Annotated in this window: 20 protein-coding genes; 10 read left to right on the top strand and 10 right to left on the bottom strand. The window is 72.8% G+C overall.

The genetic code is table 11. The features are described from left to right. The first annotated feature begins 176 nt into the window (after positions 1-176). From ACFC02_RS04750 to ACFC02_RS04715, 8 genes are all read left to right on the top strand, one after another. Entirely contained in the window at positions 177-1127 is a 951-nt protein-coding gene (locus tag ACFC02_RS04750; protein ID WP_376352171.1) for an urea transporter, read from the top strand. Between the two features lie 4 nt (positions 1128-1131). Beyond that, complete coding sequence (locus ACFC02_RS04745; protein ID WP_360973015.1) at positions 1132-1437, top strand: urease subunit gamma; 306 nt, start codon at positions 1132-1134, stop codon at positions 1435-1437. A 38-nt stretch (positions 1438-1475) separates the two neighbouring features. Further along, positions 1476-1916, top strand: a complete 441-nt coding sequence (locus ACFC02_RS04740) for an urease subunit beta (RefSeq protein WP_376352168.1) — start codon at positions 1476-1478, stop codon at positions 1914-1916. Then, complete coding sequence (gene ureC, locus ACFC02_RS04735; RefSeq protein WP_360973011.1) at positions 1916-3640, top strand: urease subunit alpha; 1725 nt, start codon at positions 1916-1918, stop codon at positions 3638-3640. Before ACFC02_RS04740 ends, ureC begins: the two co-directional genes overlap by 1 nt. Before the next feature lie 107 nt (positions 3641-3747). Further along, complete coding sequence (locus ACFC02_RS04730; RefSeq protein ID WP_376352301.1) at positions 3748-4434, top strand: urease accessory protein UreF; 687 nt, start codon at positions 3748-3750, stop codon at positions 4432-4434. A gap of 57 nt (positions 4435-4491) precedes the next feature. Next, on the top strand, positions 4492-5199 hold the full coding sequence (ureG, locus tag ACFC02_RS04725; RefSeq protein WP_376352164.1) for an urease accessory protein UreG: 708 nt from the start codon (positions 4492-4494) through the stop codon (positions 5197-5199). Further along, the gene (locus tag ACFC02_RS04720; RefSeq protein ID WP_376352161.1) at positions 5196-6137 is read left to right on the top strand and encodes an urease accessory protein UreD; all 942 of its coding nucleotides are present in this window, start codon (positions 5196-5198) and stop codon (positions 6135-6137) included. Before ureG ends, ACFC02_RS04720 begins: the two co-directional genes overlap by 4 nt. Positions 6138-6381: 244 nt before the next feature. Further along, positions 6382-7311: a hypothetical protein gene (locus ACFC02_RS04715; protein ID WP_376352158.1), complete on the top strand. Its 930-nt coding sequence runs from the start codon at positions 6382-6384 to the stop codon at positions 7309-7311. Between the two features lie 50 nt (positions 7312-7361). On the opposite strand, the gene ACFC02_RS04710 is transcribed toward ACFC02_RS04715, so the two are convergent. The 10 genes from ACFC02_RS04710 to ACFC02_RS04665 all read right to left on the bottom strand — a co-directional run bounded on the left by ACFC02_RS04710 (position 7362) and on the right by ACFC02_RS04665 (position 19378). Beyond that, on the bottom strand, positions 7362-8102 hold the full coding sequence (locus ACFC02_RS04710) for a GntR family transcriptional regulator (RefSeq protein ID WP_376352155.1): 741 nt from the start codon (positions 8100-8102) through the stop codon (positions 7362-7364). 148 nt (positions 8103-8250) lie between these two features. Beyond that, entirely contained in the window at positions 8251-8976 is a 726-nt protein-coding gene (locus ACFC02_RS04705; RefSeq protein WP_376352152.1) for an aspartate/glutamate racemase family protein, read from the bottom strand. Between the two features lie 33 nt (positions 8977-9009). Continuing rightward, positions 9010-10494 carry an NCS1 family nucleobase:cation symporter-1 gene (locus ACFC02_RS04700; RefSeq protein ID WP_376352149.1) on the bottom strand — a complete coding sequence of 495 codons (1485 nt, stop codon included), beginning with the start codon at positions 10492-10494 and terminating at the stop codon, positions 9010-9012. A gap of 323 nt (positions 10495-10817) precedes the next feature. Continuing rightward, positions 10818-11969, bottom strand: a complete 1152-nt coding sequence (locus tag ACFC02_RS04695) for a zinc-binding dehydrogenase (protein WP_376352146.1) — start codon at positions 11967-11969, stop codon at positions 10818-10820. Continuing rightward, positions 11966-12268, bottom strand: coding sequence for a putative quinol monooxygenase (locus ACFC02_RS04690; protein WP_376352143.1), 303 nt, complete (start codon positions 12266-12268; stop codon positions 11966-11968). The genes ACFC02_RS04695 and ACFC02_RS04690 overlap by 4 nt, the downstream gene beginning before the upstream one ends. Positions 12269-12275: 7 nt before the next feature. Beyond that, the gene (locus ACFC02_RS04685; RefSeq protein ID WP_376352140.1) at positions 12276-12902 is read right to left on the bottom strand and encodes a glycerol-3-phosphate responsive antiterminator; all 627 of its coding nucleotides are present in this window, start codon (positions 12900-12902) and stop codon (positions 12276-12278) included. A gap of 36 nt (positions 12903-12938) precedes the next feature. Next, a complete protein-coding gene (locus tag ACFC02_RS04680) occupies positions 12939-14492 on the bottom strand; it encodes an FAD-binding oxidoreductase (RefSeq protein ID WP_376352137.1) in 1554 nt (517 codons plus the stop codon). Next, positions 14489-16162: an FAD-dependent oxidoreductase gene (locus ACFC02_RS04675; RefSeq protein WP_376352134.1), complete on the bottom strand. Its 1674-nt coding sequence runs from the start codon at positions 16160-16162 to the stop codon at positions 14489-14491. Before ACFC02_RS04675 ends, ACFC02_RS04680 begins: the two co-directional genes overlap by 4 nt. Before the next feature lie 70 nt (positions 16163-16232). Continuing rightward, the gene (locus ACFC02_RS04670) at positions 16233-17777 is read right to left on the bottom strand and encodes an FGGY family carbohydrate kinase (RefSeq protein WP_376352131.1); all 1545 of its coding nucleotides are present in this window, start codon (positions 17775-17777) and stop codon (positions 16233-16235) included. A gap of 116 nt (positions 17778-17893) precedes the next feature. After that, positions 17894-19378, bottom strand: coding sequence for an MFS transporter (locus tag ACFC02_RS04665; protein ID WP_376352129.1), 1485 nt, complete (start codon positions 19376-19378; stop codon positions 17894-17896). Between the two features lie 227 nt (positions 19379-19605). On the opposite strand from ACFC02_RS04665, the gene ACFC02_RS04660 reads away from it, so the two are divergent. After that, the gene (locus tag ACFC02_RS04660; protein WP_376352126.1) at positions 19606-20295 is read left to right on the top strand and encodes a TetR/AcrR family transcriptional regulator; all 690 of its coding nucleotides are present in this window, start codon (positions 19606-19608) and stop codon (positions 20293-20295) included. Positions 20296-20481: 186 nt separating this feature from the next. Further along, the gene (locus tag ACFC02_RS04655; protein ID WP_376352123.1) at positions 20482-22032 is read left to right on the top strand and encodes an MDR family MFS transporter; all 1551 of its coding nucleotides are present in this window, start codon (positions 20482-20484) and stop codon (positions 22030-22032) included. Positions 22033-22173: the final 141 nt, after the last annotated feature.

The raw sequence follows: 22173 nt of genomic DNA, 5'->3' as shown, positions 1-22173 counted from the left end.
ACGCCGACCTCACTCATCAGCGGTGATGCCGTTGCGTGACCCGTTGGTCACATGACGCTGGTGAGCCTTTCCGGCCAGGGCCAGGCGTAGCCTTCAACAAGTTGTTGATCACGCAGCATCTCGCCGTGCATCAGCGGTAGTCGGTGCCTTGAGGTGTTCCCGGACAAGGAGAAGGCATGCCTGCAGAAGGGCGGGTGGTGCAGCCCAGCTGGGTTCCCGCCGATCTGGGACGTATACCGCTGCGCGGCATCGCACAGGTCGCCCTCAGCCCGAGCCCCTGGACCGGACTGCTGTTCGCCGTGGCCCTGTTCGCGGGGAGCTGGCGGGTCGGGGTCTACGGAGTGCTCGGCGCGGCTGCCTCCACCGGCGCCGCGGCAGTCCTCGATGCCGACCGCGACGGTCTGGCCAAAGGGCTCGAAGGGTACTGCGGCTGCCTGACCGCCATCGCCGTCGTCGTCCGGCTCGGCGCCTCGTGGCGGACCGCGGTGCTCGCGGTCCTGGCCGCCGCGGTCTGCGCGGTGGCGTCCGCGGCGGCCGTCCGCCTGCTGGGCCGCCTCCAACTCCCGGCGCTGACGGCCCCCTTCTGCCTGGTCGCCGGAGTGCTGGCCATCGCCCTGCCCACCGCTCCCGCGGCCCCCGCGCCGCCGATCGCCGCGGACGGGTTCACCACCCTGTCGGCCGCGGAACTCGGCCGGGCCTTCTGCAACGACTTCGCCCAGGTCTTCCTCCTGGACAAGTGGTACGCCGGCCTGATCCTCCTCGCCGGCCTGCTCGTCGCGTCCCGTACCGCCGCGCTCGCGGCGGCCTGCGGCAGCGTCGTCGCCGTCCTGGCGGCCTGCGCCATGGGGCTGCCCGCCGACCGGATCAGCGACGGACTCTACGGCTACAACGCGGTGCTCGTCGCGATCGCGCTGGGCGCCACCTTCCTGGCCCCCACCGTCTGGACCGCCGGGTACGCCACGCTCGCCGCCGTGGCCTCGGTCCCGTTCACCGCCGCCTGGCAGGCCTTCGCCCAGCCGTCCGGCGGGTCCCCCTTCACCTGGCCGTTCGTCGTGACGACCTGGCTCTTCCTCGCGGCCGTTCCAGCCCTGGACCGGCCCGGCATCTCGTTCGAGAAAGCGAAGTGACGCCATGAACCTCGCACCGCGCGAAATCGACAAACTCCACGTCTACGTGGTGGCGGACCTGGCCCGGCGCCGCAGGGCCCGGGGCACCAAGCTCAACTACAGCGAAGCGGCGGCGCTGATCACCGAGGCGGTCCTGGAGGCGGCCCGCGACGGGCACACCGTCGCCGAGTGCATGGAGCTGGGCCGCAAGGTCGTCACCGCCGACGACGTCATGCCCGGGGTGCGCGACATGCTCACCGTCCTCCAGGTCGAGACGGCCTTCGTGGACGGGACCAAGCTGGTCACCTGCCACGACCCCATCAGCGCCTGACGCCCGCCTGATTCACCGCCTGGAAAGAGGAGACAACGATGTCGGGTGGAGCCCACTACCTCTACGGGGACGATCCCGTGGAGATCAACGCCGGCCGGGCGGCGGTCGCGCTGACCGTCGCCAACACCGGTGACCGTGCCGTCCAGATCGGCTCCCACTACCACTTCTTCGAGGTCAACCGCGCGCTGCTGTTCGACCGCGAGGCGGCGTACGGCATGCACCTGGACATCCCGTCCGGCACCGCCGTGCGCTTCGAGCCCGGTGACACCCGCGAGGTGGAGCTGGTCGCCTTCGGCGGCACCCGCCGTCTCGTCGGCTTCGCCGGACTCGTCAACGGCGGTCTGAACACCGACGACACCCGGCGCTCCGCCGTGCGCCGCGCCGGGGAACTGGGATTCGCCACCACCTCGGCCACCGCCGGGGCCACCACCGCCGCCGCCGGCGACGCCGACACCGAGAACGAGGGGGCCGACCGCTGATGGCGATCATCCCGCGCAAGCAGTACACGGACCTGTTCGGCCCCACCGTGGGCGACCGGTTCCACCTCGCCGACACCAACCTGGTGGTCGAGGTCGAGTACGACCACAACGCCGGTTCGTACGGCGACGAGGCCGTCTACGGCGGCGGCAAGGCCATCCGCGACGGCATGGCCCAGGACCCGGCCGCGCTCAACCGCGAGGGCGCGCTCGACCTGGTGATCACCAACGTCGTGGTCCTCGACCCGGTGCTGGGTGTCGTCAAGGGCGACATCGGGGTCCGCGACGGGCTGATCGTCGGCGTCGGCAAGGCCGGCAACCCGCACGTGCAGAACGGTGTCGACCCCAAGCTGGTCATCGGCCCGGGCACCGAGGTGATCTCCGGTGAGCACCTGATCGCCACCGCCGGCGGCGTCGACACGCACATCCACTTCATCTCGCCGCAGCAGGCCCAGGAGGGCCTGTCCAACGGCATCACCACCTTCTTCGGCGGCGGCACCGGGCCCACCGACGGCAGCAACGGCACCACCTGCACCCCCGGCCCGTGGAACATCCACCGCATGCTGGAGGCCGTCGAGGACCTGCCGGTCAACGTGGGCCTGCTCGGCAAGGGCAACGGCAGCCTGCCCGAGGCGCTGCGCGAGCAGGTCGAGGCGGGCGTGGCCGGTCTGAAGGTGCACGAGGACTGGGGCGCCACCCCCGCCACCATCGACAACGCGCTGAGCGTCGCCGACGAGTACGACGTGCAGATGGCCATCCACACCGACACCCTCAACGAGGGCGGGTTCTTCGAGGACACCCTGTCCGCGATCGACGGCCGGACGATCCACACCTTCCACACCGAGGGCGCGGGCGGCGGTCACGCCCCCGACATCATGCGGGTCGCGGGCGAGCCGAACGTGCTGCCCTCCTCCACCAACCCCACCCTGCCGTACACCATCAACTCGGTGGACGAACTGCTCGACATGGTGATGGTCTGCCACCACCTGTCCCGCGACATCCCCGAGGACGTCTCGTTCGCCGACAGCCGGGTGCGCGCGGAGACCATCGCGGCCGAGACGGTGATGCACGACCTGGGCGTCATCAGCATCTTCTCCTCCGACTCCCAGGCCATGGGCCGGGTCGGCGAGTCCTTCTCGCGTGCCTTCCAGACCGCGCACCACTGCAAGGAGGTGCGGGGCGCGCTGGCCGAGGACAGCTCCCGCAACGACAACGCGCGCGTGCTGCGGTACCTGGCCAAGCTCACCATCAACCCCGCGATCGCGGTGGGCGCCTCCGACGTGATCGGCTCGCTGGAGCCCGGCAAGCTCGCGGACATCGTGCTCTGGCCGATCAACTCCTTCGCCGCGAAGCCCAAGCTGATCATCAAGGGCGGCATGGTGAACTGGGCGCTGATGGGCGACCCCAACGCCTCCCTGCCGACGCCCCAGCCGGTCTACTACCGGCCGATGTTCGGCAGCATGGGCCGGGCCCGGCAGCGTACCTCGGTCACCTTCATGTCGCAGGCGTCCATCGCCGCCGGCGTCCCGGGCGAGCTGGGCCTCGGCCGGCGCATCGAGCCGGTGCAGCGCTGCCGGACCGTCGGCAAGCAGCACATGGTCCGCAACGACGCGCTGCCGCGCATCGAGGTGGACCCGGAGACCTACAAGGTCACCGTCGACGGCGAGCCCGCCACCATCGAGCCGGCCGAGCGCCTCCCGCTCAACCAGCTCTTCTACATCGTCTGACCCACCCCCAGGACGGACCGCAGGGCGCCCCGCGTGCCCTGCGGCCCCCACGGCCGGCCCGAGGGGCGGCCATCCGGCAGGAACGGAAACCCGGCGTGAACGACCCGATGCCGATCCCGGCGCTGCTGACCGGGCTCCAGCTCACCGACTCGGCCTTCCCCAGCGGCTACTACACCCTCTCCCACGGCCTGGAGGGCTTCCAGCAGGCCCGTGCCGTCACCCCGCGCACCCTGCCCGCCCTCCTGGACGACCTGCTGCGCCACAGCGCGGGGCCGGCCGACGCCACCGCCCTCGCCCTGACCCACCGCGCGGTGAGCGCGGGCGACTGGGACGAGGTGGTGGCCGTGGAACGGCGGCTGCACGCCACCAAGCTGGGCCGTGAGGCGCGGCAGGCGGCCGTGCGCACCGGACGGCAACTGCTCGACCTGGCGGGCGAGGTCTACGGCACGGAGCCCATCGAGCGGTACCGGACGCTGTACCGGGACGGCGCGGTGCGCGGCTGCCAGCCGGTCGTCGCCGGTGTCGTCCACGCGGGCAACGGCCTCACCGCACGGCAGGCCGTCACCTGCGAGCTGTTCGCCTTCGCGGCCAGCTTCGTCGGGGCCGCCCTGCGGCTGCGGCTCACCGACCACCGGCGGGCACAGGTCGTCCTGCACGGCGCCGCCGCCGTGATCGAGGAGACCGTTCAGGCCGCGCTGCACCGGGAACTGGCCGACATCGGCGGATGCGTTCCCGTGGCCGACGTCATGGCGGGCCGCCACGAGCGCGCCGAGGCCCGGCTGTTCGCCAGCTGAGGCGCGGCACCCACCCCCCACCGAGAACCACACGTCTGACAAGGAGCACGGATCCCCATGCACGACCCCACCCAGGTCAAAGGCTCCCACCACCACGACCACGACGAGTTCGTCCGGCGCCCCAAGGACGGCGTGCTGCGGGTCGGCGTCGCCGGGCCGGTCGGCTCGGGCAAGACCGCGCTGATCGAAGCACTCGTCCCGGTGCTCATCGAGCGCGGCCGCACCCCCGCCGTGATCACCAACGACATCTACACCTCCGAGGACGCCGCGCACGTGCGGCGCACCCTGGACGGCATCCTCGCCGCCGACCGCATCGTCGGCGTGGAGACGGGGGCCTGCCCGCACACCGCGGTCCGGGACGACCCGACGATGAACCAGGCCGCGGCCGACGAGATCCTGGAGCGTTTCCCCGAGGTGGACACGCTGCTCTTCGAAAGCGGTGGCGACAACCTGACGCTCACCTTCAGCCCCGCACTCGTCGACCTGTTCCTGTTCGTCCTGGACACCGCCGAGGGCGACAAGATGCCCCGCAAGCGCGGTCCCGGCATCACCGAGTGCGAGCTGCTCGTCATCAACAAGGTCGACATCGCCCAGTACGTACGGTGCGACCTGGCGCAGATGGAGTCGGACGCCCACACCGTCCGGGAGGGCCGGCCGGTGGTGCTCACCAACTGCCTCACCGGTCAGGGCCTGGACACCATCGCCGACTTCGTGCTGGCGCACGAGGCCGCCCAGCCGGTCGGCACTCCGGCGGCGTCCGCATGACGCAGGCGCCCGCGCGGCTGGACCCCGCACACTACGAACCCCGGCGGGTGCCGGCCCGGATGCTCGAACTGACCGGCATCCCGGACACCCTGGCCGCCGGGCGCCCCGGCAAGGTCGGCCTGCTCGAACTGCGCTACGCCCGTGTCGGCGAGCGCACCGAACTCGTGGACCGCTACCAGAAGTCGCCGCTGCAGATCATGCGGCCGCTGTACGTGGACCCGGAACGGCCGGACATGCCGTTCACCTACCTGATGTCCACCGGCGGCGGCATCGTCCAGGCCGACCGCAACCGCATCGACATCGACTGCGGTCCCGGCACCGCCGTGCACCTGACGACGCAGGCGGCCACGAAGCTGCACCGGGTGGAGTTCGACCACGCCACGCAGGTCGTCCGCCTCACCGCCGGAGCCGACAGCTACGTCGAGTACCTGCCCGACCCGCTGATCCCCTACCGGGACGCCCGCTTCTACCAGCAGACCCGCGTGAGTGCCGACCCCACGGCCACCGTGCTGCTGGGCGAGACGATCGCCGCCGGCCGGCTGGCCCGCGGTGAACGGCACGCCTACCGCCTGCTGTTCAGCGATCTGGAGATCACGCGCCCCGACGGCGACCTGCTGGTGCTGGACACCGTACGCCTGGACCCGCACGAGTCCGGTTCGGTGACCGGCCCGGCGGTCTTCGGCGGCCACGACCTGATGGCGACGCTGTTCGCGCTCACGCCGCTCGCCCCCGCCGCCGCGGTCGCCGACGCGCTGCACGAGGCGTTGAGCACGGCCGGCGTGGTCTTCGGCGTGAGTGTGCTGCCCGACGACTGCGGGGCGTGGGTGCGCATCATGGGCAGCGACTCTCCGAAGGTGGCCCGGGCCCTGCGCACCGCCTGGGACGCGGTGCGCCGCCTGCTCATCGGCGTCCCCGCCCCCGACCTGCGCAAGACCTGATGCGCAGGACCTGATGCGCAGGACCTGATGCGCAGGACCTGACGGTCAGGACCTGACGGGCCCGCTCCGTTTCCCCGCGGCGCGGCGCCCGGGTCTTTGGGAGTCTTGTCGCCGACGGTCGGGTCCGGCCCGAAGAGGCCTGCGGACGACGGGACGGACGGCGCGGCGGGAACGGTCGCGGACCACCCGCGCGGCAGGGGTCTTCCGGATGCGGGAGGGCCCCGGGCGGTGGAGCCTGGGGATCATGAGGCGCGAGGAGCGGCGCGGCGGCACGGGGCACGAGGTGGACTCGGCCCTCGACGGCCTCTACACCGTGCCGCCGGCCGACTTCGTCGCCCGCCGTGAGGAGCTGGCGGGTGCGGCCAGGGCCGACGGACGCGCCGAGGACGCCCGACGGATCCACGCCGCGCGGCGCCCCACCCTGGCGGCCTGGGCGGCCAACCTGCTGCTGCGCTCCCGCCCGGCGGAGAGCGGGCAGTTCCTGGAGCTGGGGCAGGCGCTGCGCGAGGCCTACCGCAGCCTGGACGCCGACGGACTGCGGGAGTTGTCCGCCCGGCGCCAACGCGTCGTCGCCGCCCTGTCCCGGCAGGGGGCGCGGCTCGCCCGGGACGCGGGGCACCCGCTGTCCGACGCGGTGCGCCAGGAGCTGGAGTCCACCCTGCGCGCCGTGCTCAGCGACCCGGAGGCCGCCGGCCAGTGGGCCGCCGGCCGGCTGCACAGCGCGCTCACCCCGCCCTCGGCGTTCCCCGGCGACAGCGGTCCGGCCTCCGGGGCGGCCCCGACGGCGCGTCGGCCGGCCGCCACGGCCGCTCCGGCCGGGCCTCAGGAGAAGGACGGCCCGGCCGAGCGGCACCGGGTACGGGAGGCGCGACTCGCGGCGGCCAGGGAGGCGGCCGAGGTGGCCGGACAGCGGCTGCGCGCTCTGCGGGCGGAACACGCCGAGGCCGACGCACGGGCCCGGCGGGCGGGTGATTCGTGCGGCGAGGCCCGGAAGCGGTTGTCCGCGGCCGAGGAGGAGGTGCGCCGGGCCCGGGAAGGGCTGCGGCGGGCCGAGCGGGAGCGGGAGGAGGCCGAGGAGCGGCTGCGGGCGGCCGCCGACGCGGTCGGCGTGGCGGAGCGGGAGGCGCGCAAGGCCGAGCAGGAGGCGGACCGGGCGGCGGCGGGCGGCCGGTAGCGGTCCCCGTCGCGGTGTGCCGCGCCGTCCCGGCCGGCCGACGGGTTCGGTCAGTCCTGGTGGCGGTCCTGTCCGGGGGCCTCGTCGCGGTCCTGTCCGGGGGCCTCGTCGCGGTCCTGTCCGTGGGCCTCGTCGCGGTCCTGTCCGTGGGCCTGGTTGCGGTGGCCCAGGGCCGCGCTGCGGCCGGTCGCCAGGTGTTTCAGGACGAGTGCTTCGACCCGCTGGACGTCGCGTTCCGCGATGGCCTGGTAGAGGGTCTCGTGTTCCAGTGCCACGCCCAGCAGGTCGTCGTGCTGGCCCCGGAACCACCGCATGCGGCTGCTGAGGACACGGTCGAGTTCGTTGAGCAGTTCGTTGGCGGCCAGGGTGGTGACGGTCTGGTGGAAGTCGGCCGCGGCCCGGCGGGCCCGTACGGCGTCGCCGGCGCGGGCCGCTGCCAGTTCGGCGTCCAGGTCCGCGCGCAGTCGCTGGAGCCCGGCGCGTGTGTGCCGGTGCGCGGCGAGCCGGAAGGACAGGGTCTCCAGGGCCGAACGGACCTCGTCGAGATCGGCGACGTCGCTCGCGGTGAACTCCCGCACCACCGCCCAGGTCCTCGGCCGCGGTGTCACCAGCCCTTCGGACACCAGTGTCTTCAGCGCCTCGCGCACCGGCAGCCGGCTGACGCCCAGCGCCTCGGCCAGTTCGCGCTCGACCAGACGGCTGCCGGGTTTCCGTACGCCGTCGAGGATCTCGTCGCGCAGCTGCCGCGTCACGCGCTCGGACTCGGGCACGTAGTCCTCTGCCACCGCCATCGTCGTCCTTCGTCTCCCGTCCCGTTCCGGCACCGTCCGTGCCGGCTCCCCTCCCGTTCCGGCACCGTCCGCGTCCGTGCTGCTCAGCGGCCGGGGGCCCGTCAGGATACCCCGTGGCCAGGACGGGGCCCCCGGCGGGCGGGCCAGGTCAGGCGGTCCGCGGGGGCCAGTTGGCGATGTGCTTGGGCCGCGGCGGCGCATAGGTGCGCACCTTGGAGGTGGACAGGCCGAGGCGGACCAGGGACTCGGCGATCGTCACGGCTGCGCTCACTCCGTCGACGACCGGGACCCCGGTGCGTTGCGCGACCTGTCCGGCCAGGCCGGCCATGCCGCCGCAGCCCAGGCAGATGACCTCTGCACGGTCGTCGGCCACCGCGCGCACGGCTTGTTCGGCGATGGCGTCCGCGGCGGCCCGCTCGTCCTGTTCCAGGGCGAGCACGGGGAGCCCGGTGGCGCGGACGGAGGCGCATCTGGCACTCAGACCGGCCACCTCCAGCCGTTCCTCGATCAAGGGGACCGTACGGTCGAGGGTGGTGACGACGGAGTAGCTGCGGCCCAGGAACCGGGCCGTGCTGGCCGCCGCCTCGGTGATGTCGACGACGGGGACGTCGAGCAGCTCCTGGAGTCCCTCGCGTCCGTGCTCGCCGTACCCGGCCTGGATCACGGCGTCGTACGGGCCGGGGTGGGCGCGGACCGTCTCCATCACGGCGACGGCGGCGAGGTAGCTCTCGTAGTTGCCCTCGACGGACTCCGCGCCGAAGGAGGGGGTCAGCGGGACGATCTCCGTACCCGGTGAGGCGGCGCCGGCCGCCTGCTTGCCGATCGCGTCGGTGATGGACCGGGTGGTGTTGACGTTGACGACGAGGATGCGCATGGGAGCGGGGTTTCTTCCTTCTGCTCGGGCGGGCTATTCCGCGGCGACGGCGATGGCCTCGCCGTCCAGGTCACGGACGGGCGTGGCACGGTCGGCGAGGGCCGTGTACAGCACGGCGCCGAGGGCGGCACCGACGAACCAGGAGAATCCGGCCGCGGAGTGGAAGAGCGGCACCAGGGCGACGGTGACGGCGACCGCGGCGCTCGGGACGAACGCGGCGATGGCGCGCGGGTTGTAGCCGCGGCGGTAGTGGTAGTCGGCGTCCGGGTCCTCGGTGTACAGGGCGGGCACGTTCACGCGGGACTTCCGCAGCATCCAGTAGTCCGCCATGATCACGCCGAAGAGGGGGCCGAGCAGGGCACCGAGGCCGCCGAGGAAGTAGTTCACGGCGACCGGGTTGTTGTACAGGTTCCACGGTGTGATGACCAGGCCGAGGCCCGCGCTCACCAGGCCGGCCCTGCGGAAGTCGAGCCGCCGGGGGAACAGGTTGACCAAGGCGTAGATCGGCGCCACGAAGTTGGCCAGCAGGTTCACGGCGACGGTCAGCGCGATCAGCGCCAGTGAGGCGACGGCCAGCAGGAACATGTTCGGGATGGTCCTGACGATGTCCGTGGGGCTGGTGATGACGCGTCCGTCGAGCTTGAACTGGGCTCCGCTGAGGACCGCCACGATGCAGGCGAAGAAGAGCATGTTCACCGGGATGCCGACGACGTTGCCGCGGACGATCGAGCCGCGGCTGCGCGCGGAGCGGGTGAAGTCGCAGAAGTTGAGCACGAACGTCCCGTAGATCACCACCCACAGGGCGGCGGCCTGCAGGACCTGGAGCCACATGGCGCCGCCGGTGAGCGGCCCTCCGTCGTCGAGGGAGACGGAGCCGCCCGCTCGGACGAACATCCACACCGCCAGGGCGCACATGGTGAGCAGTGTGGTGGGCGCGGCGAAGGCCATGTAGCGGCGGATCATCTGCATGCCGTAGCTCACGATGAGCACTTGCAGGCCCCACAGCGCCAGGAACGTGATCCAGCCCAGACTCGACTGGCCCAGCAGGGAGTTGGTGTCCAGGCGGCTCAGTCCCGGGAACATGGCGACCAGGAGGGTACTCAGGACGGCCGAGGCGAGGTAGGTCTGGATACCAAACCAGGCGATGGCCACGAGGCCGCGCACGGCGGCCGGTATCTTCGCGCCCTTGACGCCGAAGGCGATCCGGCTCATGACGGGGAAGGGGACGCCCGTCTTGTGTCCCATGAAGCCGGAGAGGGTCAGCAGGAGGAAGAGCAGGACCGAGGCGAGCGCGAAGGCGGCCAGGATGCCCCACACGTTGAGCCCGAGGGCGAACAGGCCGATGGCGAAAGCGTAGTTGCCGAGACTGTGCACGTCATTGGCCCAGAGGGTGAAGACGTTGTAGGCGCCCCAGCGGCGCCCTTCCCGTTTCGTCGGGGCGAGGTCGTAGGTGTAGAGGGCGGAGCTGGTGGCGGTGGCGTCGATCTCCACGGACGACCGGTCTTCCAGGGCAGTCATGCAGGACTCCTGGGCTTCAGGGGGAGGGAGTACGGGATTTCCACAAACCGGAAGAGCGCTTCCGTTGGCCCAGAACGTAATGAGCACGGAAGAGCACCGTCAAGAGTTGTGCGGGAAAATGGAATACCATTTTTCTGATCGCTCTGACCTGCCCCCCTCCGGCCGGGACTTCCCCGCCGACCGCGACTCCGCCCTGGACGTCGGCCGGCTGCCGACGGCACCGGCCCGCCTCCCCCGGCGAGGGGGAGACGGGCCGGTGGGATGCCGCGTCCGTCCGTGCGGGCCGGTGAAGGGCCGTGTCCGGTGTGCGGTGTCCGGTGTCCTCACGCCCGCCCGGCCGCCGAGAGCAGGCCGGAGGTGTCGACGACCTGGCGCACCGCGCGGCCCGAGGCGAGTTCCTCCAGGGCCGTGTTGATGTCGCCGAGGGCGAGGGTGCGGGTGTGCAGTTCCTCCACCGGCATCAGGCCGGCGCGCCACAGGCCGAGGAAGCGCGGGATGTCGCGGCGCGGCACGGCGTCGCCCATGTAGGAGCCGACGATGCTCTTGCCCTCGCCCGCGAACGTCAGCGCGGGGACCTCCAGGACCCGGCCGGGCGCCGGGAGGCCGACCGGGACGACCGTGCCGCCGCGGCCCACCGTGTCCAGGCACGCGGCCATCACCCGCGGGCTGCCGACCGCCTCGATCGCCACCTCCGCTCCCCCGCCGGTCAGGTCGCGCACGGCCTCCACCGCCTCGTCCGGGGCGAAGGCGTGGGTGGCGCCGAGCCGCAGGGCCAGCTCGCGCTTGGCCGGCACCGGGTCGACGGCGACGATCGGGCTCGCGCCCGCGGCGCGGGCCCCGAGCACGGCGGACAGGCCGACCCCGCCGAGCCCGTACACGACGGCGGACCGGCCGGGCCCCAGGCGTGCGGTGTTGATGGCGGCGCCGGCGCCCGTGAGCACGGCGCAGCCGAACAGGGAGGCGACGGCGAACGGCACGTCGGAGGGGATCGGCACCACCGACTCCTGGGCCACGACGGCGTGTTCGGCGAAGGCCGAGATGCCCAGGTGGTGGTGGACCGGGGCGCCGGAGGCGTCCGTGAGCAGGGACGGGCCGTGCAGCAGGGCGCCGGAACCGTTGGCGGCGGCGGCCCGGTCGCACAGCGCGGGGCGGCCCTCGTTGCAGCGCGGGCAGTAGCCGCAGCTCGGTACGAAGACGAGCGCGACGTGGTCGCCGGGGGCGAGGCGGTCGACGCCGGGGCCGGTCTCCTCGACCACGCCGACCGCCTCGTGGCCCAGCGCCATGGGCAGCGGCCGTACCCGGTCGCCGTTGACGACGGACAGGTCGGAGTGGCAGAGCGAGGCGGCGGCCGTGCGCACCCTCACCTCGCCCTCGCGCGGGGCGCCGAGGCGCAGTTCCTCGATCTCGACGGGGCGCGTGCGGTCGTAGGGGCGGCTGCGGGAGATCTCGCGGAGGACGGCGGCGCGGGTCTTCACGCGGTCACCTCCGCGCGGGGTGCGCAGCGCAGGACGTCGCGGCTCTCCAGGAGCGGGACGACCTGTGCCAGGACGATGTCCTGGAAGTGGGCGGTGCGGCAGTGGGCGGCGAAGTCCGCCTCGGCGGCGTACTCCTCGTACAGGGCGAGGGCGCGGGGGTCCTCGGTGCCCTGGTGGACGCGGTAGCCGAGGCAGCCGGGTTCGGCGCGGGAGGCGGCGCCCATCTGGTCCAGAAGGCTCAGCACGGTGTCCTGGCGGCCGGGCAGGCAGCGGTAGCGGGCGATGACGGTGAAGCTCACGGTGGGACTACTCCTGGGGTGCGGGAGGGAGGTGGTCGCGGCGCAGGTGCCACAGGCGGGGGTCGGAGGTGGCGGCGGCGACGGAGCCGAGGGAGAGGGCCAGGGCCACGTCCTCGGGGGTCTCGACGAAGCCGGCGGCGACGGACGGCGACAGCGCGCGCCGGGCCTCCTGGCTCATCCGGCCGGTGATCGGCGCGGGCATGATCTCGACGAGGTCGGGTCCGCCGTGCGCGACGGCGTCCAGGCTGCGGCGCAGGTTGGACCGGTCGGTGACGAAGACCTTCATCATGGTCAGCAGCCCGAGGGGGCGGCTCTTCTCGATGAGGTTGAGGCGGGTGCTGACCACGCCGTGCGCGCCGAGTTCCTTGAGGAACTCCAGTGCGCCGCGGTCCTGTGCGAGGCCGGGGCTGCTGTCCACGTTGACGAAGACGATCCGTCCGGCCCGGCCCAACACGCCCACGACCTTGGGGAGTTCGCCGACCGGGAAGGAGGCGAGGATGCACACCCTGACGGGGGCGGTCAGGAAGTCCCGCAGGGATCTGCCGCCCACCACGGACGCGACGACGGGAACGTCGGCGAAGGCGTGGGCGAGGCGGGGGTCGAGGGCGGCGCTGGGCCGGGGGGCGGACTTCATGGCGGTGGCCTGACTCCTGGGAGGGGTACGTGCGGGTCAGGACAGGGGCGACGTACCGAAGCGGCTGGGAAGGCCCAGCTTGCCAGGGTTGAGGATGCCCACCGGGTCCAGGGCGGCCTTGAGGGCGGTGAACGTGGCGAAGCCCGCGCCGAGGGAGTCCGCCACGTAGGGGCCGCGCAGCAGTCCGCAGCCGTGGTGGTGGCTGAGGGCGGCGCGGTGCTCGACGAGGACGGCGTTGGCGGCGTCCCACACCGCGCGGTACCAGGTGCGGCGGTCCTCGACAGCCACCTCGCCGCGCAGCGAGAAGTAGACGCAGGCGCCATCGGTGTAGGCGTGGGACTGGTGGGCGGAGGCGGCCAGGGTGCCGGGGACCGCTTCGACGGCGGCGACGACCTCGTCGTAGATGACGGGCAGGTCGGTCCAGGAGGCGGCCATCTCCAGGGTGTCGGCGACGAAACCGGGGCCCGGGGTGAAGCCGTCGGAGGACTTGCCGACCAGCATCCGCTCGTCGAGCCAGCGGTCGAAGACGGCCTGGGAGTCGAGTTCGGGGCCGCGGGCGGAGCAGATCGCGGCGGTGATGTCCATCGCGGCGTCGACGACTGCAGGGTCGCCCTCGTCGGCGATGAGCAGCAGGTTGGTGTCCGGGTGGCCGAAGTGGGTGCCGGACTCCAGCTTGTCGTACAGCCGCAGCACGGCCGGGCTCGCGCCGCGCTGCATGATCTCGCGGCAGGCGTCCAGGCCCTCGGCGAAGGTGTCGAAGCCGTAGGCGAGGGCGCGGGCGTACTCGGGCAGCGGGTGGACGCGCAGGCGGGCGGAGACGATGACGCCGAGGGTGCCCTCGGAGCCGATGAACAGCTGGCGCAGGTCGGGGCCGACGGCGGCGCGGGCGTAGTCGCCGTAGGTGGCGCGGGAGCCGTCGGCGTGCACGACGTCGACACCGACGACCATGTCCTCGATCTTGCCGTAGCGGGTGGAGAGCTGGCCCGCGCCGCGGCAGGCGATCCAGCCGCCGACGGTGGACAGGGCGAACGCGGACGGCCAGTGGCCGGTGGTGACGCCGTGCTCCTCCTGGAGCTGCTTCTCGAAGAGGTCGCCGAACATGCCGGCCTGGACGTCGACGACGTTCGAGGTGGCGTCGAAACCGGTGATCCGGTCCAGGCCGCACAGGTCGAGGACGACACCGCCGAAGACGGGCAGCGCGGCGCCGGTGACGTTGGAGCGTCCGGCGGAGGGGGTGACGGGGATGCCGGCGTCGTGGCAGATGCGCAGGACGGCGGCGACCTGGTCGGCGTCGGCGGCCTCGACGATCACCGCCTCGGGGGTGGCGGGGCGGCCCTCGGTCTCGCCGATCATGGACCCGGCCCACCAGTCGCGGGTGCGGGCGACCACTTCGGCGCGTTCGGTGTGGACGGCGTGTGCGGCGCCGCGCAGCGCCTCGACGACGCTGTCCGGGACCTCGACCGGGTCGTTCTGCAGGGCGGCCGGGCCGTCGCCGGCCGGTGTGTTCCGGGCCCACTTGGCGGGGCTGGGGGCGCCGGCCGTGTAGTTGCCGCGGTTGAACGGGTGGGTGATGGTCTGACGGCTGATCATGCTGCTGCCCCTTCGAGGAGGACGGACCGTTCGTGGGAGACGGAGGAGAGGTAGTCGGCGACGGAGCGCTCGACCTGGGCGTCGGTGAGACCGAGTTCGGCGCCGAGGATCTCGCCGACGGCCCGGGCCGCGCCGGTGGAGGCGTCGCGGGCGAAGAGCCGGGCGCGGGTGCGCCGGGAGAGGACGTCGTCGACGGAGCGGGCCAGTTCGGCGCGGGCGGCGTAGACGACCTCGGCGCGGGTGTAGGGCAGTCCGGTGACGACCGGTTCGGCGAGGGTGGGGTCCTGCTGGATGAGGTCGCCGACGAAGCGGGCCTCGGTGCCGTACCGCTCGCCGAGGTGGGCGGCGAGTCCGCCGGAGGCGGCGACGGCCTCTGCGTCGTAGCCGGCGCCGCCGAGCAGCGGCAGGTGGGTGGTGCGGCTGCGGGCGCTGCGGCCGAGGACGGTCATCACCTTGTCGATGACGAGTTCGCCCATGTGGCGGCTGGTGGTGAGCTTTCCGCCGGTGACGGTGACCAGGCCGGTGCGGCCGACGGTGATGTGGTGGTCGCGCCGCATGTCGAGGGTGGCACCCTCCTTGCCGCCGACCAGCGGGCGCAGTCCGCCGATGGAGCCGACCACGTCGTCGGGGGTGAGCTTGCCCTCGAAGGCGGTGTTGGCCCCCTCCAGCAGGAACTCCATCTCCCGGCGGGTGCAGTGCACGTCGTCCGGGGAGCCCCGGTAGTCCTCGTCGGTGGTGCCGAGGACGACGGTGTCGCCCCAGCGGGTGCAGGTGGCACGGCGGGCGCGGCCCGGGATCGGCACGGTGACCGTGCAGTTGATGCGCACCTTGTCCCAGGGCACGACGATGTGGACGCCCTTGGCGGGCCGTACCTGCGGGGTGTGGCCGGGGTCGGCCTCGGCGTCGAGTTCGTCGCTCCACACGCCGGTGGCGTTGACGACGGCGTGTGCCCGTATGTCGAAGGTGTCGCCGTCGGCCGACACCTTCGCCCCGGTGACCTTGGCGCCCCGCATGAGCAGGCCGTCGGCGCGGACGCCGTTGAGGACGGTGGCGCCGAGCGCGGCGGCGGTGCGGGCGACGGTCAGCACCAGGCGGGCGTCGTCGGTGCGGGCGTCGAAGTAGAGCAGGCCGCCCTTGAGGTTCTCGGCGCGCAGGGTGGGGGCCTGGGCGAGGACCTCGGGCACGGTGAGCCGCTGGTGCAGCTTGCCGATGCGCCAGCCGCCCACCAGGTCGTACGTCCACAGCAGGCCCTCGAAGCCCTTGGCGAGGCGGGCGTCGAACACGCCCTCCTTCTCCAGGACCGGGAAGAGGAACGGCAGCCGGTGGACCAGGTGGGGGGCGTTCTTGCGGAAGCGGTGGCGTTCGAGGAGGGAGTGGCGGACCAGGTTGACGTTGCCCTGCTCGATGTAGCGCAGACCGCCGTGGACCATCTTCGAGGACTTCGACGAGGTGCCGGAGGCGAAGTCGTCCTTCTCGATCAGGGCGGTGCGCAGTCCCCGGGAGACGGCGTCGAGGGCGGCGTAGGCGCCGGTGATGCCACCGCCGACGACGAGGACGTCGTAGGTGTCGTCGGCCAGCCGGCGCCTGGCCGACGCGCGGTCGAGCAGCAGCGGGGCTCGACGGGTCGCCGCGGCCGAGCGCCGCGGTTTCCGGGCGGGCATGGTGATCACAACATCAACTCCTGGGTGGTTCGGTGCGCGGGCCGGCGGCGGCCGGCGCGTGACGGGCGCGTGAGTGCCGTCAGTGGGGGGTGGGGCCGGGTGTGTCGAGGTGGTGGTCGAGTACGGACCGCCAGTCGGCGCGCAGCGCGGCGCGGTCCGCGCCACCGAGGGCCGGTTCGAAGGTCCGGCCGCGGGGCTGGGCCTCGACGACCTCCTCCAGGCAGGTCCACAGGCCCTGGGCGACGCCGGCCAGGTAGGCGGTGCCGCGCAGGCTGGCGGTGGCCGAGTCGGCGACGCGTTCGACGGCCAGGCCGGTCAGGTCGGCCTGGGTCTGCATCAAGGGGTCGCTGCCGGAGACGCCGCCGCCCACGCGCAGCCGGCTGAGCGGGGCGCCGAGGGTGCCGGCGACGCCGTCGACGAGGTCGCAGACGGAGTGGGCGATGCCGTCGAGGACGGCGCGGGCCAGGTCGGCGCGGGTGGTGGCCAGGGTCAGGCCGGTCAGCGCCGCGGTGGCACCCGGCCGCCACCGGGGCGTGCGGACGCCGGCGAAGGCGGGCACGAAACGCGGTCCCGTGCCCGGCCGGCCCGTGGCGTTTGCGGCGGCCTCACCCAGTTCACCGGGTGAGGCGAACAGGCGCAGGTCCTCGCAGAGCCAGCGCAGGGCGGAGCCGACCGTGGAGGTGTAGGCCTCCAGGCTGTAGTGGGTGGTGTCGCCCTGGCGGCGGCCCGGCTGGGCGACGACTCCGGCGATGCCGGGGCGGGGCAGCGCGGGCACGGGGCCGGTGGCCGCGTCGACGAAGGCCCCGGTGCCGAACATGCCCATGCCCTGTCCGGCGGCCAGGCCGCCCAGGGCCACGAGCGCGGCGTGCTGGTCGCCCATCGAGGCGGCCACCGGCACCCGGACGCCCAGCACGGACGGGTCGCTCGCGCCGAACTCAGCATCGTCGGCGAGCAGTCGGGGCAGCAGGTCGAGGGGGAAGCCGAGCGCGTCGATCCACTCCTCGTCCCAGGCGTGCTCGGTGAGCAGGTAGCCGCCGGTGGAAGCGGCGTTGGTCGGCGTGGTGGCGTGCACGGACCCGCCGGTGAGGTGCCACATCAGCCAGGTGTCCACGGTTCCGAACCGCAGGCGCCCGGCGCGGTGCGCGGCGGCCACCTCGCGGTGGCCGGCGATCTGGCGGGCGGCCCACAGGAACGGGGACCGCGAGCCCACCGGGCGCCCTTGACGGCGCATCAGCTGATCGTCCCAGCCGGCCGCTCGGACGGCGAGTTCGGCGGCGTGGCGGCGGTCCTGCCACACGACGGCGGGCAGCAGCGGCAGGCCGGTGGCGCTGTCCCACAGCACGGCCGTGGCCCGCTGGGTGCTGAGGGCGACGGCGGTGACGGTGATGCCGTCGCGGTGGGCGAGGCCGAGGGCCTGGCGGGCCACGTCGAGGGTGGCGCCCCAGATCTCCATCGGGTCCTGTTCGACCAGGAGGTCGCCGGGGTGGTCGACCTCGATGGCCCGGTAGCGGACGTGGCGGGCGGCTCCGTCCTCCAGGACGAGTCCGGCCCGGGTGCCGGTGGTGCCCTCGTCGAGGGCCAGCACGGCGCGGCCCGTGGACACGCGGTGCGGTGACGTCTGCATCTGTGCGGCTCTTTCCTCGTGCTGGGTGCGGGCCCGCCGCGCCGTGGCGGTGGGGCTGTCCGGCCGTCCTGCCGGGCCCGCCGCGCCTGGCGGTGGGTGTCCGGCGTCCTGCCGGGTCAGCTGGTGGTGGCGGTGGTCTCGGGGGCCGCCGCGGGGGCGGCGGGACCGGTCACGTCCGTGCCCGCGTCCTGGGCGGACCCGCCGGTCTTGATCGGGTCCCACTTGATCATCAGACAGGTGATCAGGCCGAGCAACGGCACCACGGACAGCACGAGGAAGGTGTGTCCGAGGCCCAGTGAGTCCTTGATCTGCGGGAAGACGTACAGTCCGACGACGCTGCCGAAGCTGCCGACCATGCCGGTGACGCCGGTGCCCAGGGCCCGTACGTCGCTGCTGTAGGAGAGGGCGGCGATCGACTTGCCGTTGGCGCCGGGACCCGCCGAGTGGCACAGGATGAAGAGCACCGGCAGGAGGAACGCCACGGCCGTGGGCACCTTGTTGAACGTCAGGCCCATCAGGACGAGCGCCACGAACACCCCGGCGAAGCCGGCGGCCGAGCTGAGCCTGAGGCCGAGCCTGCGGCCGCACCAGGCGGAGGCCAGGCCGCCGGCGATGCCGAAGGCGTTGAAGACCATCGACCCCACCGTGGCCTTCTCGAAGCTCTCGCCGAAGATCGTCAGGCTGATGAGGGGCAGGTACCAGCCGACGGCGAAGTACTGCATGGACTGGCCGAGCGAGATCACCGACGACAGCACGGTCCGGGGCAGGTAGGCACCCTTGAAGAGGACGCCCACCTGGCGCAGCCCGGCGTCGGAGCCCTGCCCGGCGTACGACGCGTTCCCGGCGTCGGAGCGCTGCCCGCCTGGGTGCGGAAAGACGGCGGGGGTGCCGGCGACGGCGTGCAGGCCGTAGATGCGGTCGAGGCTGCGCACGGCGTCCTCCAGCCGGCCCTTGCCGGCCAGCCACGCCGGGCTCTCGGAGAGCATGAGGGCCTGCGCGACGAGCAGGGCGAGGGCGACCGCACCGGCCGAGCCGACGGACCAGCGCCAGATGTCCGAGCCGACGTCGAGGTGGAAGAAGACGAGGGCGAGCACGAGGTTGCCGGTGCTCGCGACGTACCAGACGGCCTGCCACAGGTTGAGGCGGCCACTGAGTCTCCTCGGGGTGTACTCGGCGAGCAGGGCCATCGCGACGGCGAAGTCGATGCCGTAGGCGACGCCGACGAGGACCCGGCCGAGCCAGACGGTGGTGAAGCCGCCGGCGAACGCCGCCAGCAGGGCTCCGGCCAGGGCGAACACCTTCGCCAGCAGGAGCGGGGGGACGCGTCCGACACGGGTGGCGAGCCAGCCGCCGAGCGGGTTGAAGACGATCGCCAGCGCCGGCGCGGTGGCGGTGAGCACCGACACCTGAGTGCTGCTCAGTTGCATCTGCGCCGTCATCGGCCCGAGTCCCGCGCTCAGCGCCGCATTGGAGTAGGCGTCGAGGAAGAGTCCGCCGAAGACCAGGTACCAGATGACCCTCGCCCGGCCGGAGATCCTTCCCAGCCCGTCGATGAGAGCCACGACGTCGGCGACGCCGTCGACGCCCGGACGTTGTGCCATGAGTCCGCCTTAGGGGAAGACCCGCCGGCAGCACGCGGCACACGAAAAGCAGGCACGACGACGCCACCGACAGGTGGTCTTTGTCTGTGCCTGCCCAAGCTCCGCGGAAAGTCCGGCGGAAGCAGAGATGACGTTAAGGACAAGCCGTGGCGGCGTCAAGGGTGCGCGACGTACGGGTCCATGCAGCTGGGGCGCCGCATTTTGCATGCTCTGCACTTTTGCATAACATGCACATTGTGACGGAGGAAGAGACCGCTCGGGGCGGGCTGCGGGAACGGAAGAAGCGGGCGACACGCACCGCTCTCACCGAGGCCGCGGTGCGCCTGGCCGCCGAGCACGGGGTGGACAAGGTCACCGTGGAAGCCATCAGCGCCGCGGCGGGCGTCTCGGTGCGTACGTTCTTCAACTACTTCGAGTCCCGGGACGACGCCTTCCTGCTCCTCGACGCGGACGCCGCCGCCCGGGTCCGGCACGCCGTGCTCGCCGCACCGGCCGGCCTCTCCCCGCTGGAGGCGGTCCGCGACGGCGTGGCGGCCGAACTGGTGGGGGTCGAGCAGCAGCACGAGCTGTGGACCCTGCAGGCCGACGTGCTGCACGCCGCGCCGCACCTCCTCGTCCGCAGCCTCGGCGCCCACATGGCGGACGAGACCCGGCTGGCCGAGGCCATCGCCGAACGCCTGACCGCCGACCCCGGCGGCTCCTCCGGCCGGCCCTCCCCGGACACCGGGGAGCCGCCCCGGACGGTCGGCCTCTATCCGCGTCTGGTGGCCGCCATCGCGAGCACCGCCGTGCGGGTCAGCGTCGAGCACTGGTGCTCACGCCAGGAGGAGGCCGCGTTCGCGGACGTCTTCCGCGAGGTCTTCGAACTGCTCGCCGCGGGACTGCCGACGCCACCCGGGCCCGGGACCCTTTCGTAGCCGTCTCCGCGGCCCGCGTCCCGCCCCGCCCCCTCACCCCTGCCGGACTGCCGCCACACCACCGCCTCACTGCCCCCACCACTTTCTCCGTGCCGCCGCGCGGATCACCCGTCCACCACGTTCACCTGTGTCGAAAGAGCTGTCGTGACCTCACTACAGGCGCCTGAAGAGGCGTCTCCCACCGCCATGACCAACCGTCAGATACTCCAGGCCATGTCCGGCCTGATGGCCGGCATGTTCGTGGCGATCCTGGCGGGCACCGTGGTCTCCAACGCCCTGCCCACGATCATCGCCGACCTCGGCGCCAGCCAGTCCGCGTACACCTGGGTCGTCACCGCCGAACTGCTGTCGATGACGGCGACGGTGCCGCTGTGGGGCAAGCTGTCGGACCTGTACAACAAGAAGCTGCTGCTCCAGCTGTCGCTGAGCATGTTCGTCGTGGGATCGCTGCTGGCCGGCTTCTCCCACGGCGTGGGCCTGCTGATCTTCAGCCGGGTGGTCCAGGGCATCGGCGCGGGCGGCCTGACCGCACTGGCCCAGGTCGTCATGGCCTCCGTCATCCCGCCGCGCAGGCTGGGCAAGTACGCCGGCATGTTCGGCGCCGTCTTCGCGGTCGGCACGGTGGCCGGACCGCTGGTCGGCGGTGTCCTGGTCGACACGTCCTGGCTGGGCTGGCGCTGGTGCTTCTTCATCGGGGTGCCGTTCGCGCTGCTGGCCATCGCGCTGCTCCAGCGCACGCTGAGCCTGCCCACCGTCCGGCGCGAGGTGAAGATCGACTTCCTGGGCGCCTTCCTCATCGTGGGCGGCGTCTGCGCCCTGCTCATCTGGGTCTCCCTCGCGGGCAACCAGTTCGACTGGGCCTCCTGGCAGACGGCCGCCCTCACGGGCGGCGGACTGCTGCTGCTCGTCGCCGCCGTCCTCGTCGAGGCGCGCACCGCCGAGCCGGTGATCCCGCTGAGCATCTTCCGCAACAGGACGGTGACGCTCACGACGGTCGCGAGCCTCTTCGTCGGTGTCGCCATGTTCGGCGGTACGGTCTTCCTCTCGCAGTACTTCCAGGTGTCGCTCGGCAAGTCCCCGACCGTCGCCGGCCTGATGAGCCTGCCCATGATCCTCGGCCTGCTGGTCTCCTCGACCGTGGCGGGCCAGGTCATCAGCAAGACCGGCAAGTGGAAGCGGTACCTGGTGGCGGGCGCGGTCACGATGACCGTCGGGCTTGCCCTGCTGTCCACCATCGACGCCGACACCTCCTTCGCCCTGCTCAGCCTCTACATGGCGGTGCTGGGGATCGGCGTCGGCATGCTGATGCAGAACCTGGTGCTGGCCGCACAGAACGACGTGCCGGCCGCCGAGCTCGGCGCCGCCACCTCCGTGCTGTCCTTCTTCCGCAGCATGGGCGGCACGGTCGGTACCAGCGTCCTCGGCGCGATCCTCGCGCACCGGGTCACCACGGAGCTGGCCAAGGGCCTGAAGGCGGCCGGTGTCACGCCCGCCGCCGGCGGGCACCAGGGCGGCACGAGCGGGGTGCCCGACATGAAGTCCCTGCCGGGCCCGATGCGTTCCATCGTCGAGCACGCCTACGGCGTCGCCACCGCCGACCTGTTCCTCGTCGCCGCGCCCTGCGCGCTGCTGGCGCTGATCACCGTCGTCTTCCTCAAGGAGAAGCCGCTGAAGACCACCAGCGGCATGGAGCGCCTCGCCGAGGAGTCCGACGCCGCCGCCGCGCCGGTCGCCTGATCCGCGGACCGTATGACGCAGGGGGCAGTGCGCCCGGCACTGCCCCCTGTGTCATGCGGTCTGCGTCATGCGGTCCTGGTGGGGCCTGCGTCATGCGGTCCCGGTGGTGGCGCGCCGCACGCTCCGGAGCACGGGAGGCGG

Origin of the sequence: Streptomyces sp. NPDC056160 (assembly GCF_042268205.1) — a bacterium.
In the GTDB taxonomy this organism is placed as follows: Bacteria; Actinomycetota; Actinomycetes; order Streptomycetales; family Streptomycetaceae; genus Streptomyces.
Note: the sequence above shows the minus strand (reverse complement) of the source record. Positions and strands in the feature narration are given on the sequence as shown.